General features: G+C 65.2%; 11 protein-coding genes and 1 tRNA gene. 6 read left to right on the top strand and 6 right to left on the bottom strand.

Annotation, left to right across the window (positions count from 1 at the left end; genetic code table 11):
• Position 1: 1 nt before the first annotated feature.
• On the top strand, positions 2-685 hold the full coding sequence (locus ACPVPU_RS13090; RefSeq protein ID WP_448658392.1) for a Fe2+-dependent dioxygenase: 684 nt from the start codon (positions 2-4) through the stop codon (positions 683-685).
• Between the two features lie 13 nt (positions 686-698).
• On the top strand, positions 699-1850 hold the full coding sequence (locus ACPVPU_RS13095; protein ID WP_448658393.1) for a PepSY-associated TM helix domain-containing protein: 1152 nt from the start codon (positions 699-701) through the stop codon (positions 1848-1850).
• Positions 1851-1914: 64 nt separating this feature from the next.
• On the opposite strand, the gene ACPVPU_RS13100 is transcribed toward ACPVPU_RS13095, so the two are convergent.
• The gene (locus ACPVPU_RS13100) at positions 1915-6549 is read right to left on the bottom strand and encodes an NAD-glutamate dehydrogenase (protein WP_448658394.1); all 4635 of its coding nucleotides are present in this window, start codon (positions 6547-6549) and stop codon (positions 1915-1917) included.
• A gap of 87 nt (positions 6550-6636) precedes the next feature.
• Positions 6637-7917, bottom strand: coding sequence for a PAS domain-containing protein (locus ACPVPU_RS13105; protein ID WP_448658395.1), 1281 nt, complete (start codon positions 7915-7917; stop codon positions 6637-6639).
• Positions 7918-8138: 221 nt separating this feature from the next.
• Here ACPVPU_RS13105 and ACPVPU_RS13110 point away from each other — a divergent pair.
• Positions 8139-8214 (top strand) — tRNA-Thr (locus tag ACPVPU_RS13110).
• A gap of 251 nt (positions 8215-8465) precedes the next feature.
• On the opposite strand, the gene ACPVPU_RS13115 is transcribed toward ACPVPU_RS13110, so the two are convergent.
• The gene (locus ACPVPU_RS13115; RefSeq protein ID WP_448658396.1) at positions 8466-8717 is read right to left on the bottom strand and encodes a hypothetical protein; all 252 of its coding nucleotides are present in this window, start codon (positions 8715-8717) and stop codon (positions 8466-8468) included.
• A 23-nt stretch (positions 8718-8740) separates the two neighbouring features.
• Positions 8741-9811, bottom strand: a complete 1071-nt coding sequence (locus tag ACPVPU_RS13120; protein WP_448658397.1) for an extracellular catalytic domain type 1 short-chain-length polyhydroxyalkanoate depolymerase — start codon at positions 9809-9811, stop codon at positions 8741-8743.
• 743 nt (positions 9812-10554) lie between these two features.
• Between ACPVPU_RS13120 and ACPVPU_RS13125 the strand changes: the two genes are divergently transcribed.
• Positions 10555-10860, top strand: a complete 306-nt coding sequence (locus ACPVPU_RS13125) for a hypothetical protein (RefSeq protein WP_448658398.1) — start codon at positions 10555-10557, stop codon at positions 10858-10860.
• Between the two features lie 10 nt (positions 10861-10870).
• Here the strand turns inward: ACPVPU_RS13125 and ACPVPU_RS13130 are convergent, their stop codons facing one another.
• Entirely contained in the window at positions 10871-11191 is a 321-nt protein-coding gene (locus tag ACPVPU_RS13130; RefSeq protein WP_448658399.1) for a hypothetical protein, read from the bottom strand.
• Positions 11192-11235: 44 nt separating this feature from the next.
• Here ACPVPU_RS13130 and ACPVPU_RS13135 point away from each other — a divergent pair, with 44 nt between their 5' ends.
• Entirely contained in the window at positions 11236-12150 is a 915-nt protein-coding gene (locus tag ACPVPU_RS13135; RefSeq protein WP_448658400.1) for a transglutaminase family protein, read from the top strand.
• Positions 12147-12299, top strand: coding sequence for a hypothetical protein (locus ACPVPU_RS13140; protein ID WP_448658401.1), 153 nt, complete (start codon positions 12147-12149; stop codon positions 12297-12299). The genes ACPVPU_RS13135 and ACPVPU_RS13140 overlap by 4 nt, the downstream gene beginning before the upstream one ends.
• A gap of 191 nt (positions 12300-12490) precedes the next feature.
• Here ACPVPU_RS13140 and ACPVPU_RS13145 read toward each other — a convergent pair whose 3' ends face one another.
• Positions 12491-12745, bottom strand: coding sequence for a hypothetical protein (locus ACPVPU_RS13145; protein ID WP_448658403.1), 255 nt, complete (start codon positions 12743-12745; stop codon positions 12491-12493).
• Between the last annotated feature and the right edge of the window lie 166 nt (positions 12746-12911).

Raw genomic sequence — 12911 nt, forward strand, 5'->3', positions numbered from 1 at the left:
CATGATGATCGCCATTCCCGACGTGCTGGATGCCGATGGCGTGGCCCGGCTGCGCCAGACCATCGACGCCGGGCCATGGGTGGATGGCAATGCCACGTCGGGCGGCCAGTCAGCGCTGGCCAAGCGGAACGATCAGCTGGACGAGGGGAGCGAGGCGGCGCGGGCGGCGGGCGCACTGGTGCTGGAGGCGCTGGGCCGCACGCCGCTGTTCGTTGCCGCCGCCCTGCCCGCCCGCATCTATCCCCCGCTGTTCAACCGCTATGCCGGCGGGCAGGCGTTCGGCGCACATATCGACAATGCCATCCGCATCCGTCGCGGCACCGATTTCCGCATCCGCAGCGACCTGTCCTGCACCTTGTTCCTGGCCGACCCGGACAGTTACGACGGCGGCGAACTGGTGGTGGAGCATCCGACCGGGGAACAGCGGGTCAAGCTGCCGGCCGGGCACATGGCGCTGTATCCAGCAAGCAGCATTCACCGCGTCGAGCCGGTGACGCGCGGCGAGCGGGTCGCCAGCTTCTTCTGGCTGCAGTCCATGGTGCGCGACGATGGCGCACGGCGGATGCTGTTCGATCTGGACCGCACGGTGCAGCGGCTGGGCGGGGAGCTTGGCCAGGACGACCGGTCGGTCATCGAACTGACGGGCCTGTATCACAATCTGATCCGCCGCTGGGCGGAACTTTGAAAAAGGGCGGGAAATGACAAAGGGGCAATGGCGCAATTTGTGGCTGCAATTCCACAAATGGATCGGCCTGGCGCTGGCGGTGGCGATCATCCCGATTTCGATCACGGGCGCGGCGCTGGTCTGGCATGACGGGCTGGAGCGCTGGCTGCACCCGGATCGCTATTCGGTCACCGGGCTGGCGACACTCCCGGCCGCTGCCTATGCCCAGGCGGCTGCCGCTCGACTGGCCCCGGGCGAGCAGATCGCCCGTATCGTCCTGCCGTCCGAAAGCGGCGAGCCGGTGGAGGTCAGCGCCGCCCGCCCCGGCCCGGCCAAGGGCCGCCCGGTCCGCACCCTCGTTTTTATGGACCCCGCCGATGCGCGCGTGATCGAGGTGTCGGCCAGCAATGCCGGGGCCATCCGGTTCATGCACGTCCTGCACGGATCGCTGTTCATTCCGGAGGTGGGGCGTCCGATCGTCGGCTGGATCGGCGTGGCCATGCTGGTATCGGCGCTGACCGGCATCTGGTTGTGGTGGCCGACCGTCGGCGGCTTCCTGCGCGGCCTGCGCTGGCGGCGGCATCCGAAGAATACCGATTACAACCTGCACAACCTGCTGGGATTCTGGATCGCGGTGCCGCTGGCGGTGCTGTCGCTGACCGGTGTGTGGATCAGCTTTCCGGGCGTGTTCAGCCAGTTCGAGGCAAAGCCGGCCGAGCCGCGCCCCGCCCGCCCCGCCGGGCCGGACCGGGCCGCGCTGATGCGGGCCAAGCCCCTGCCCGCGCCCGCAACGCCGCTGGATCGCGCACTCGCCGCTGCGCAATCGGCGGCACCGGGCACGGTGCGTTCGGTGCAATGGCCGACCGACGTACAGCCCGAATGGAGCGTGCAGACCGCACCGGCACAGGGTCGCCCGGTCACTATCAAGATTGCCGACGCAACCGGCGAGGCCAAGCCGGAGACCGCACCCGCCGGGGGCCGCGATCAGCCGGTGACGACGGCACGGCTGATGCGCCAGATCCATGACGGATCGGGCATGCCGTTCTGGTGGCAGGTCATCGTGTTCCTGGGCGGCGTGCTGCCCGCGATCCTGTCGGTCACCGGCATCATCATGTGGGCCCGCGCGCGCAAATGGCGCAAGCAACTGGCCCAGCGGCAGCGGGCCAGGCTCGCCCCGGCGGAGTGAACGACCGCCAACCCATCGCACGCTCGCTAAGTACGAACGGCGGGGGGGCTGGCGCAAAGCCCCCCTACCGCCCGAGCAGCACCCGCGCCTGACCCGCAATCTGGGCGAGCATCGCCGCACTCGGCTGGGGTGCCAGCCGGGCGCGCGCGACCAGCGCATTGAACTGGTCCACCCGCGCCCGGTTGACGGCCAGCCAGGCATCGACCGCCGCCTGCGGATCGCCGCCATCGGCGCGGGCCAGGAAATCCAGCCGCAATTGCTGGAAATCCCGTGCCAGCCCGGCAATCAGCAACCGTTCCCAGGGATCGCCCGCCGTGATCCGCGCCGCATTGGCCTGAGCCCAATCCAGCCCCAGTTGCTGGCCGAGCGAGGTAAAGGCTCGGGTCAGCACCGCCTCGTCGATGCCGCGGCGCTGGCCGAGATCCGCCAGGCCAACCGCACCGTCCAGCTGGAACAGCCGGACAACCCGCTCGACCAGGGGCGCGGGCGCGCCGGCATCGGCCAGCCTGGCGCTGATCCGGTCGCTTTGTGCCTGTGCCTCCGCCAGCAGCAATGCCTTGGCCTGTTCATCCAGTGCGGCGATGCCCCCGCCCAGCCGGTCGACGATCGCGCCCGGCGTGTCGCCGGCACGCGCGACCCGCAGCAAGTCGGCGATCTGGGAACGCATGGCGACCGCCACCTCGTCGAGCAGCGCCAGCCGGGCTGCTTCCGGCATGGATTCGGTTTCGATGGCCCGCCAGAGGTCGGGCACGCCGAACAGGATTTCGGCAACGACGAACATCGCACCGATCTCGCCCAGCGACGCGCCCTCTTCCTCCGCCAGTTCGAACGGGTGCAGCACGCCCAGCCGATTGACGATCCGGTTGGCCAATTTGGTCGCCACGATTTCGCCGCGCAGGCGATGCCCCTCGATCGCTGCGGCAAAGCGGTCGCGCATCGCGGGGGGAAAGGCGGCGAACAGGTCGGCGGTCAGCGCCGGATCATGCCCCAGCCCGCGCGCTTCGATCGCGTCCTGCAACGCCAGCTTGGCCGTGGCCAGCAACACGGCGAGTTCGGGCCGGGTCAGCCCCCGGCCATCCTGCGCGCGGCGCAGCAGCTCATCGTTCGGGGCCAACCCCTCCACCGCCCGGTCCAATCGGCCCGACGCCTCCAGGATCTCGATGGCGCGCAGATAGCTGGGCAGCGCAACCGCGCCATCGGCCTCCATCAGGGACAAAGCGAGCGTCTGCAGCCGATTGTCCTCGAGCACCAGATGGGCGACATCCTCGGTCATATCGACCAGCAGGACGTTGCGGTCGGCCAAGGCAAGCTGGCCGCCGGTCATTTCGCCGTTCAACGCGATCTTGATGTTGACCTCGTTATCCGAACAGTCGACGCCGGCCGAATTGTCGATGAAATCGGTATTGATGCGTCCGCCGCGCGCGGCAAAGGCGATGCGTGCCGCCTGGGTCACGCCCAGATTGGCACCCTCGCCCACCACCTTTGCGCGCAGCTGTTCGGCATTCACCCGGTTACGGTCGTTCGCCGGATCGCCGACGTCCAGATTGCTTTCCGACGCCGCCTTCAGATAGGTGCCGATGCCCCCGAACCAGATCAGGTCGACCGGTGCCTTCAGGATCGCAGCGATCAGTTCGGACGGTTCCATCCGGTCCTCTGCCACATCCAGCGCGGCGCGCACCTCGGGCGATAGCGGGATCGACTTTTCAGTGCGGGCAAACACACCGCCCCCTGCCGAAATCAGCGCCTTGTCATAATCGTCCCAGCTCGACCGCGGCAGCTTGAACAGGCGGTCGCGCTCGGCCCAGCTGGTTGCCGGATCGGGCTCGGGATCAAGGAAGATGTGCCGGTGATCGAACGCGGCAACCAGCTTCAGCGACCTGGACAGCAGCATCCCGTTGCCGAACACGTCGCCGGACATGTCGCCACAGCCGACGACGCGGACCGGCTCTGATTGCACATCGACGCCCATTTCCAGGAAATGGCGCTGAACGGACACCCATCCGCCACGCGCGGTAATCCCCATCGCCTTGTGGTCATATCCGTTCGATCCGCCGCTGGCGAAGGCGTCGCCCAGCCAGAAACCGCGTTCCAGCGCGATGGCATTGGCGACATCGCTGAACGTCGCGGTCCCCTTGTCGGCGGCGACGACGAAATAGGGGTCCTCTCCGTCATGGATGACGACGCCTTCCGGATGGACGACCCGCCCGTCGACGATATTGTCGGTTACCGACAACAGTGTGCGGATGAAGATGCGATAGCTTTCCGTCCCCTCGGCCAGCCATGCCTCGCGGTTGGACGGGGCGGGCAACTGCTTGGGATAGAAACCGCCCTTTGCGCCCGTCGGCACGATGACCGCGTTCTTCACCCGCTGCGCCTTCATCAGGCCCAGGATTTCGGTGCGGAAATCGTCGCGCCGGTCGGACCAGCGCAGGCCGCCGCGCGCCACGGGTCCGGCACGCAGGTGAATACCCTCCACCCGCGGCGAATAGACGAAGATCTCGCGCCATGGCAACGGCTTGGGCAGGCCCGGCACCCGCGCGCTATCCAGCTTGAATGCCAGCGCCTCGTCGGCTGCCGGGGCAAAGGCGTTGGTGCGCACCGTTGCGTCGATCACGCCGCGAAAGGCCCGCAGGATCCGGTCGTCGTCGATGGCCGACACCTTGGCCAGCCCCGCATCGATCGCGTCTTGAGCGGCAGCCGCCGCCTGGTCCGCCGCCTCGGCGACGATCCGCCGCGACGGATCATGGAGTGCGGTGAACCGGTCGATCAGCGCGGTGCCGATCTGGGGCGCGCGGGTCAGTGCGTCGACCACCGTCGCCTTGGCATAATTCATGCCCGTCTGGTGCAGATAGGCGAACCAGGCGCGCAGCAGCACCACGGCGCTGGGCGCCAGCCCCACCTCCATGATCAGCCGGTTGAACCGGTCATTCTCTGCCCGTCCGTCCAGCACCGCTTCGATCGCCGCCTGGGCAACCGCCGGATCGAACGGCGCGGTATCCGGATGGCCGGTGTTCAGCGCCACCTGGAAATCATGGATGTACAGACGGCTTTCGTCGTCCAGTTCGGTCGGCCGTTCCTCGATCACCGTCAGGCCGAAATTTTCCAGGACCGGCACCACTTCCGACAAAGGCAGCGGCCCGCCCAGATGATAGACCTTCAGCTGCAACAGCCCATCGCCGTCGGGATCGCCGGGAACGATCCGCACCGCCCGGTCGCGCTCGCTTTCCAGCGCGGCGATGGCGACGATGTCGTCGGCTGCATCTTCGGGCTGATGGACGCTGCGGTAACTGGCGGGAAAGGCATTGGCCCAGCGCAGCGCCAGCCGGGTGGAACGCGCGCCGACCCGGTCGTGCAGCGCCGCCGCCACCGCCGGCCGCCACCCGCGCACCATGCGGCGAACCCGGTCGTTCAGTTCCTCCTGGTCCGGCATCCGCCCATCGGCGCGCAGGTCCAGGGTAAAGCGGATCAGTGCCGCTGCCCCGTCCTCCAGCTCGATCGACCAATTGAGGACCGTAGCGTTGGCGGCATCCGCCAGCATCGTGCCGATCGCGGTGCGGCGCAGCGTCGACACCTCGTCGCGGGGCAGCCAGACGAACGCGAACAGATGCCGACCCAGCGGGCTTTTAACCAGGATCAGCCGCGATCGCGGCCGATCGGCGATCGACATTGCGGTCAGCGATACGGTTTCCAGATCGGCGGGTAAGAATGCGATGGTCAGGTCATGGGGCAACTGGGTCAGCGCATGGGTCAACGCCTTGCCCGTATGCCCCTTCGGATCGAAGCCGAATTTCTCCTGCAGCCCCGCCATCGCCCGGCGCAGCACCGGCACGGCGTCGGGCGCGGCGGACAATGCGGCGCTGGTCCACAGCCCGGCATGGATCGACAGTCCGCTGACCCGGCCGCCATCCATGACCGGCACCAGCACCAGGTCCAGCGGCACGCGGCGATGAACGGGCGAGATGCAATTGGATTTCAGCAGCAGCGGCGGCTTCCCGCCCGCCTCGAACCACTCGACCGCCCGCCTGCGCGACGCATCGGCCAGCAACGGTACGTCCAGAACGCCGCGGGCAATGCCAAGCTGCGATTCGGTGCCCCGCTCCTGGTCCCACCATTCATGCGCCAGCAGCGTCAGGTTGCGGTCGACGAACCAGCGCAGCAGGGCCGCGCCCTCCGGATCGGCGATCCGTTTGGCATCGTCCAGCATCGCGGCCTGCAATGGCGCCCAGTCGGAAACGGCATGGCGGACCTGATCCAGCACGCGCGCCAGTTCGCCCTCCAACGTCCGGCGAACCCGCGCATCCACCCGCTCGGTTTCCAGATAGATCATCGATTCCGGCGATCCGCCGGTTCGAACCGCCGCCATGGTGCCGTCCGCATTGCGGACCACCGGCAGCACCGGATGGATGATCCGGTCGATCGCCACATCCTGTGCGGCCAGCGTTCCCGCTATCGAATCGACCAGGAACGGCATATCGGCATTGATCACCGCGATCCGGGTACCCGCCTGCCCCTCGCTGCCAATGCTTTCGATGCGGATTGCCGCGCTGCCATCGGCTCGGTGGCTGGCGACGTCGGCGACGAACCGGGCCGCGCGCAACCGGGCCTCCTCGTCAAATCCTTCAGTCTCTCCCGGAAGCGCGCCATCGGTCAGGCGGCTGGCAAGTTCCTCGATCAGCGAGGGGTCGATCTGTGTCGTCATGGTCCCGGCTATGCGCCCGCCAAGAGCCGGGCTCAAGGCCCGAACACCGCCAATTTTGCCTTTCCGGCCCCGCCCGGGCCGCCGATTTCAGATGGTAGCGCGCACAATTGCCTGCCGCACCAGCGCGGGGGCATTGGATACGCGACCGACCACGTCGATCCCGTCGCTGCCGTTCGCGCGGGCGATCAACAGCACGAATTCCGCATCCGCCGCATCGATGTTCAGCCGCGCCATAGCCGGCGCCGACCGCAGCGACCGCGTGGCCTGGTCGAACCGGTCGGTCGTCGGCGCGGGACGGCGGGCATCGCGTTCGGCGCGGACCAGCGCCTTGACCCCGCCCTCGCTCGCCTCCAGCAACCCGGCAAGACCGCCCGCCGCGACGTCGGTGCGCCGGGCATAGGACAGGGCGGCAGCGAACTCCGTCACCCGCGCCTTGTCATAGTCGCTTCCGAAAACCAGTTTGACGACAGGCGTCATCGGCGCCCGTGCCTGTTCGCGGATACCGGTTTCCGCCAGCACCCGGCGATAGCCGTCCGCATCGGTTTCAGCCGCCAGCGCGACGTCGTAAGCCCGGCCGAGCGCGCGGTACAGGGCAGCGCGGCTGCGGGTATCGGCGGCACGAACGGCAGCGGCGCTTTCACGCGCCAGCATCAGCCGGTCGGCCAGCGTGGCGGGCTGCCCATTCAGATCATCTTCCTCGATCGCGGAATCCGCAGTGGGATCCGGTTCGCGCGACAGGCCGCCGCTTGGACCATCGGCCCAGATCGGCTCGGTCGGGGGCGGCGGCGGGGCCACACGCCGGGCCGCGTCGATTTCGGCGGTCAGCTGTGCCTGCGTCTCGGCGTCGACCATCTCTTTCCAGTTGATGACGCCGTAGATGAAATCGATCGTGTCGCCGCGCGAGGAAAAGGGCATCAGGATGCCGCGATACAGGGTGTTGTGGCCGCGCTGACCGACGAACTCCGCCTCGAATCCGATGGGGGCGCGATTGGCAATGATCTGAAGGTAATGGTCGGTCAGCCGGGACAGCAATGACCGGCCGGGCACCTCGGAAATCTTGCCGATGCTGGCCGACACGCCGCATTCATCGCGCAGCCGCCCGCCCAGAAACCGGATCGCCGGATCTTCGATGCCACCAGTGAAATCAAGGAGGACGCTGTGCGGACCGAAATCGGCCAGGCTTTCCGGGTTCAGGTCGTCGATGGACGGATAAGGCCGCCCATCCAGCAGCGACACCCAGTAATTATAGGCGCGGACATGCATCCGGCGCTCGTCGGTGCCGATGCCATTGGAGCGATCCGACGCCACGCCGTCATCCAGCCCGTCATGCTCGTCAATCCGGTCATCGATGCCGCGAACGGTGTCCATGGAATCATCCTTACGCTCGGGCGCACCGCACCCTCTCCGCCCTGTTGTGCGACGGGCGTGGTAAACAGGGGGTAAAGGACCGGACCCGGGCTCACCCGCGTCCGGCCGAATGCGGTTTCGGGAAAGCTGGACGCAAAGGCGCCGGCAACGCTTCGTCAATGCTTGCCAGCTAAACCGAAGGCTGATAAGCGCCCCCGCCTTGGCAGCGGACACGCGCCCTTGCCGCCTTAGCTCAGTTGGTAGAGCATCGCATTCGTAATGCGGGGGTCACAGGTTCGAGTCCTGTAGGCGGCACCATTCACATCGACGAAAATTAGCGGGTTAGAGTGGTGCGTACTGCGCTACCGATTGCCCGATCGTAGATGGTGGTATCGCAACGGTATCGCAGATGACAATCGGTGTGCTTCCCGACATCAGCCCAGAAGGCTTCGACCCCCTCGATGAACTCTTTGAGATAGCCGGGTCGGAGATGGCGGTAATGGCGCTTGTTGGTTGAATCGCCGCTGTGACCGGCCGCCGCATCGATCTGCGCTTCTGGAACTCCGCGCCTATGCAACTCGGTGCTGATGGTATGAAGCAGAGTGTTCGCTGATCCGTTCGACAAGGATCGGATATTTCAGCGGGTGGACCGCAAAGGGCCTGAGCGGGGGCAGCGCGAACAAAATCGCGCCCGCACCAACGCACAGGATCGGCAGCGATAACGGTGCCTTGCGCAGTAGCAACGGCAACCAGGCCGTAAGCAGGATCAGCGCACCTGCTCCGCACAGCACAAGCAGGTAGACAACATGCGAAATGGCCAAAAAGATTCCTCTCGTCGATGCGATCAGCGCATCAGACCGGCCGCACGCAAGGCATCTTCGATCACCTGCCCGACACCATGCGACACTGGCCTGGATGCACGCGGCGCTTCGTTTGGTGCTGTAGATGGGCGCGAGCTAAGATGCCGACCTGCAGTCACCAGGCCAGTCGGCATTGGGCCCGGCTCTTCCATGGCCGGCGATGTCAGAAGGCCCCAGAATGCAGCGATGCGATGGGTCGAGGAAATCCCGGCCTCAAGCATGAATGGTCCAGCCGCACCATATGCGTCCATTCCTGCCGTGCTCAGCGGCGTTCCATGACCCAAGCCGTCGATCCGATATTCCTCGATCACCTCGCGTCCATGCGCATCAAGCCATGCCCGGCGAATATGACCATTGACGACTTCGCTCACGGGCTCGCGTTCGACGCCGTGAATCCCGCGCCATTGTTCGACGATCATCGCCGAATTGGCATGATCCACGGTCGCGTCGCTGTCGCCATGCCATATGGATATCGTCGGCCAGGGACCGGTGTGCTGGGAGGCGTTCCTGACCAGTTGCCCAAGGGCCGTTGCCGGGGGACCGCCATGCGCACGCATCCGGTCAAATGCCTGGGGGATCGAAGTCGCGGTTCCGTAGGGAAGACCCGCGATGATTGCTCCCCCGGCAAACACTTCAGGATAGGCGGCCAGCATCACCGATGCCATTGCGCCACCAGCCGAAAGCCCCGTTACGAAGATTCGGGCCGGATCGATCGGATACTCGGCTACCATCGCAGCTACCATTTGGCGGATGGACAGTGCCTCACCAGCGCCGCGCCGCGTATCGCCCGTCTGAAACCAGTTGAAGCAGCGATTGGCGTTGTTCGCAGGCTGTTGCTCTGGATAGAGCAGGGCGAACCCATGTTCATCGGCCAGTCGCGACCAGCCAGCCCCATGGTCATACCCGGCGGCGTTTTGCGTGCACCCGTGGAGAACGACAACCAGCGCCGAAGATGGCCCGATGGATTGGGGAACATAGACGCGGCCCCGCAAAGCGCCGGGATTTGAGCCGAATGGACCGAGATCCGACAACCGGTCTTCGCCGACAAGGCCCATGGGATGATGGCCAACGCTTTGCCGCACAGCAGACAGACGGCGAATGGTATCGTTGAGACGTGACATGTGAGGTTCTCCCGGGCACGACTACCGCCATGTCACCAAACTCGATCCGCTGCGATTGCTGCAGCGCACAATCAACACGATCGTTCGAATTTTGTTCCACCTCGTGAAGGGCAGAGCCATCGGCCGAGGCTTGAAACTTGCCCCTCATCAACACCGGTTATGATGGTCCCCAGCACGCAAGCGCGCCGTCTTCATTCAATTTTTCAGTTAGATGGCGGGTGGTCAGTTCCCATCTGCACCGGTCGCCAGAGCCGGAAGTGGTTGCCATGTCGGCAAGTCCCGGAATCGCCTTTGTCGAACACGGGAGCGCTGGCGCATAAATGAAGCGCCAGCACCATCGGCATTCGCGGGATCCCTGATTGGAGGGCTGGGTATTCCAGGGCAATGCCAAACCGTTGACAGGCGGCGCGTCGCGATCGTCCATAAACATCGGCGGTCATCCTCTCGCCGCTCCACGCGGCACGAAAGCCGAGGCATCGGCTTCAGGATCGTGAGCAGGATGTCGTGGGTGAGCCGCGGGATCACAACCACCTGGTTTGTTTAATCGCCGTCCGAGCAGCCTGGGGGGTAGTGCCGCGGCACCATCGTTCCTACATATCTGTAATCGCGCCGTTCCATTTCGAGCCTGGTCGCGACTGAGAGTAGTTCATGCTCCCGCTCTGATGCGGAGCTTACCGATGCTCTCCATTCCTCACGCCCGTTTCAAATCGGACATCCGGCCTATCGGCACGGGCTTCCGTCCAGCCAATCGCTCGGAAGGTTTGACGCACGCGCAGCGTTCGGTCGGCCACCCCTCTGCTCTCCTGCACAGGGGCGTGGAGCATTCCATCAACGCTGATCCAGCCGATCCGGCGTTCAGCATTCCCCCGCACGCAATCAAGGAAATTCCACCATGGCAAAAGGCCAACAACGCGGAAATCGCGAAGCGCGAAAATCTAAAAAGCCGGAACCGCCAAAACAGAATGCGTCAAATCCATCGCTAAAGGGAACGCCTCAGCCGAACAGGCCCGAAAAGGGCTGATCCATCCACTGTTTCGAAAGGCCCGTTTCATGCAGCCATCGTCCACCCTTTGCCGGGATCAGGCAGCCCGCCATCATGCCCATGCCAATGCTGCCACCCTCGAAAATGTCAGGCAGATCGCCAATGTGGCCGCCCTGGCCTGGGACAAGGAAGGGGTCGCCGCCGATGTTCGCGAAGCCAGAAAGCTTCGCACGCTTGCGCTGGCAAATGCGCTGGCGATCGGTGTTGAACCGCCGCCCGCCGATGTCCGCGCGCTCAGCGAAAACCCAGACCGCGGACATTTCGAGGGCCACTGACACCCTGCGCGGTTGGCGCAGTTCATGCGGGAGGTGACGGAATGCGGCTACGGATCGACCATGTCAGCACCTACGCCTATCGAGTGCCAGTCGAGCTGCTTGCGCATCGCATGATGCTCAGTCCGCGAAGCTCCAACGCGCTTCGCCCGATCGCAGCGGACCTGACCTGCGATCCAGGGGCGGAGATGTCGTGGACGCAGGATGTTTTCGGCAACCTGATCGCTACCGCGTCGTTTCGTGAGCCTGCCGATCGATTGACGATCACCAATCGGGTGATCGTTGAACAGAATGCGGACCCATGGCCGATCCTGGCCATAGCGCCGCACGCGCACAGTTTTCCGTTCGATTATTCCAGCGATGAACGAACCGACCTCGGCGCGTTGCTCGTCCCGGAATATCCCGATCCCTATGCCCGGCTCGCTCGCTGGGCCCGTGCCCAGGTGCTCGGGGAACGAACCGACACGCTGTCGCTGCTGAAGGACGTCAATGCAGCGGCCCTTATCGGCATGACCTATGTCACGCGGGAAGAGGTCGGGACACAATCTCCGCATCAGACGCTTGATCTTGGTTCGGGGTCGTGCCGCGATCTGGCGACGTTGTTCATCGACGCCGTTCGGCACCTCGGTTTCGGTGCGCGCGCCGTATCCGGCTATCTGTATGATCCTCCCATACCGGGGGACGACGCCAATCCCGATGGCCAGCACGGTTCGACCCACGCTTGGGCCGAAGTTTATCTACCCTGCGCCGGCTGGGTGGCATTCGATCCGACCAATGGCCGCATGGGCGAGGCGCATCTGGTGCCCGTCGCGGTCGGCCGCGACATTGCAAAGCTAAGCCCTGTGGATGGCCGATATGTCGGCGACGCAGACGCCTTTATCGGCATGACAGTGGAAGTCACGGTCTCGACTGACCGCGCCGTTCTCAACTTGAAGGACGGACCATGGAATCCCGATTGATCATCGCCTACAGCCTGATGCTGATCGTGACGCTGCTGGTGGCGTGCATCGCCGCATACCAGATCTATTACTCGCGCAAACGCACCTACCGCCGCCGCTTGCGCCGGGAGCAGCGCACCCACGACGCAAGCCGGCCGCCGCCGCAATAAGCTTGCGGCAGGCAGCTATGTCGGGCGCTACAAGGCATTCGTGACACCTTACGACTGCGCAATGATCTCACTCAGTCTGAAATAGCGGGATTCCTGTTGATGCATCATTCGCGCGGATGCGCGTGTCATCCGACGGCTCGTCATTTCGAAACCCCCGTCCGGCGTGGCTATCCAGGCCTTGAAACGTGCGTTCAAGACGGCGCCCCCGCGTCTAGCGCTCGCAACGCCACGAGCCTTTCGGTCATCTGACGCAGGATACGCGAGCGGTGCCCGTAGGTGTTGTGCCGAGCACCAATCCGCCCGTTGACAAAATCGCCGGAAAAGGTGGCGATCATGTCCGCAAGCGCAATTTCGAGTGCGTCCGCCTCCGATCCGGCAAACCCCAACGCCGTAACCGGCACGGATTGCCCCCCATTTGCCGGTGCATTGATTTGCTGGATACCCATAGTGTGTCTCCTCGATCGAGCCGGGAGCACAAAGCATCTCTCAGTCGCAGCGGCGCTCGTAGCAGGTGCTGCGATAAATCCTATATGGTAGCGTGGGTGCCAGTTGATAGAGGCAGCGCGGCAGTCGTGCATGAGCTGGAACGTCAGCCAATGGTTTTGGGGGTGG

It is taken from the genome of Sphingomonas paludis, from assembly GCF_053502515.1.